The sequence below is a fragment of the Novosphingobium mangrovisedimenti genome (genome assembly GCF_025153475.1).
GTDB classification, from domain to species: domain Bacteria; phylum Pseudomonadota; class Alphaproteobacteria; order Sphingomonadales; family Sphingomonadaceae; genus Novosphingobium; species Novosphingobium mangrovi_A.
The window spans coordinates 1-2,127 of record NZ_JANZXA010000045.1 but is presented as its reverse complement, the minus strand read 5'-3'; the positions used below and the strand labels follow the sequence as shown (position 1 = coordinate 2,127).

The 2,127-nt window shown below is 59.3% G+C and carries 2 protein-coding genes; both read right to left on the bottom strand.

Translation table 11 applies throughout. The features are described 5' to 3' along the window. Positions 1 to 100: 100 nt before the first annotated feature. Positions 101 to 754 carry a F0F1 ATP synthase subunit gamma gene (locus NZK81_RS21355; RefSeq protein ID WP_260047978.1) on the bottom strand — a complete coding sequence of 218 codons (654 nt, stop codon included), beginning with the start codon at positions 752 to 754 and terminating at the stop codon, positions 101 to 103. Further along, positions 751 to 2,127: F0F1 ATP synthase subunit alpha (locus NZK81_RS21350; protein WP_260047977.1), on the bottom strand; the 1,377-nt coding region annotated here is incomplete at its 5' end. The genes NZK81_RS21350 and NZK81_RS21355, both read right to left, overlap by 4 nt.

Sequence of the window (2,127 nt, the reverse complement as noted above, 5' to 3'; positions counted from 1 at the left end):
ATAACGCCATGTCGATCACTCCAATGTCCCCCGACGCAACAGCCAGGGGAAAGGTCAGAACATGGGTCACTTCTCAGCGGAAATTTATGCCTCTCCCGGGTCAACTCTCAGCGGAAATCAACAGCAAGTTTCCTGTTGGCCAGCGCATACTTGCGACATCGTCTTGCCACTGGGCGTCGAGTGGCAGCAAACGCTGACCAACCGGTTCGAATAGGGCTCCGGCCATGGGCCGGTTATGGAACACCCAAAGGCTGGTTTGCGCAGAGTCAGCCTGAAGCCCTTCGCTTTCAAACAGAAGCTGTGCGACAAAGGCAGTGATACCCTGGACAGAATTGGGAACAGCAAGAAGGCCAACCGGCGGTAGGCCCGCATCCGCGAGACGAGCATGAACACGCTCGCCTATAGCCCAGACCTGAGCTTTGCCAGTCAGAGCATCAAGTGTCTTGATCGCATGATCGGCGACAATATCGTTAAACCTCCCGACCAGTCCTTGGTCAGATCCGAATACGACAGCGCCAACCGCATCGGCCTGATCGGTTTCATTTCTCTCCGCTATCGGGGACGCTACCCGGTTTTCCCGAAACCAGGCGCCCAATCCCAATTCCACGGTTCGATTATAGTCGGCCAGCGCATGGACCGATCTTTCATATTGGCCAATGTTCGACGCGGCCAAGGCTTTCATTGTCCGGACGACGGATTGGAGATCGCTGGCATTGTTGATTTTTCGCCGCAGGCTCTCGATGGTATCGCTCATGATCGTTCTCGTCCGCCTGCCACAGGCCGCGATGAAGTGTTCTGCAGTTCTAGGGTGCCGGGCGATCCTGCGGTAATCTGGGCCTTCGGCGCGGCTTGGAAAGGCGCGACGGCCGCTCTGGCAATTTCAACGATAGTCGAGCGATCCTCGTCGCTGAGCTTGCCGGCGCTTTCAAATCGTTCGCGCACTTGAGCGGGTATGTGCACGGCCGCCTTCTGGACGGCGAGCTCGGCATCGGGCATCTGCTCGAGCGCGACGGTATCGAAGAGCTTGGCGGTTGCCGCAAGCAAGACAGCGATTTGCGCCGGCACCGGCACTGGCGCGCCTTCCCCCTGCTGCAGGCACGCGCGGATACGCTGTCCATGTTCGATCGTCTTGCGGGTGGCTTCATCCAATCGGGCACCAAAGCGGGCAAAGGTCTCGAGTTCCTCGAACTGCGCATAGGCAAGCTTGAGATCGCCTGCGACGGCGCGGTAGGCGGAACGCTGTGCCTTGCCGCCGACGCGCGAAACCGATTTGCCGACGTCGACAGCGGGCAGGATGCCCAATTCGAACAGCGACGGCGAGAGATATATCTGCCCATCGGTGATCGAAATGAGATTGGTCGGAATGTAGGCGGAGATGTTCTGTGCTTCGGTTTCAATGATGGGCAGGGCGGTGATCGACCCGCCTCCGAGTTCTTCGCGCAAATGGGTTGCTCGTTCGAGCAATCGTGCGTGAATGTAGAAGATGTCGCCGGGAAAGGCCTCGCGGCCGGGCGGGCGCCGCAACAGAAGGGACAATTCGCGATAGGCGCGCGCATGTTGCGTGAGATCGTCATAAACGATGAGAACATCGCGGCCCTGCTCCATGAAATGCTCTGCGATACTGGTCGCGGCATATGGGGCGATAAAGGCGAGACCGGGCGGGTCATTGCCTTCGGTGACGACAACGACAGTGTAGTCGAGCGCGCCCGCTTCACGCAGGGTCGCTACCGCTTTGGCGACGGCGGACGCGCGCTGGCCAATCGCACAATAGACGCACAGCACGTTCTGGTCGCGCTGGTTGAGGATAGTGTCGATAGCGATGGCGGTCTTGCCGGTCTGGCGGTCGCCGAGAATCAACTCGCGCTGGCCGCGCCCTATCGGAATGAGCGCATCGATGACCTTGATCCCGGTTTGCAGAGGGATCGTCACAGCTGCGCGATCCATGATGTGCGGTGCCGTGCGCTCAATAGGCAAACGGTCGCTGGCGACGACCGGTCCGTTGCTGTTGATTTCCGCTGAGAGTTGACCCGGGATTTTCATCGAGAAGTGACCCGGGTGGATGTGTGTTTCCCGCGATGCGGGGGTTGGGTCAAGCGGGTGATTTTTCCTTTTTGGTTTTGGGTGCGG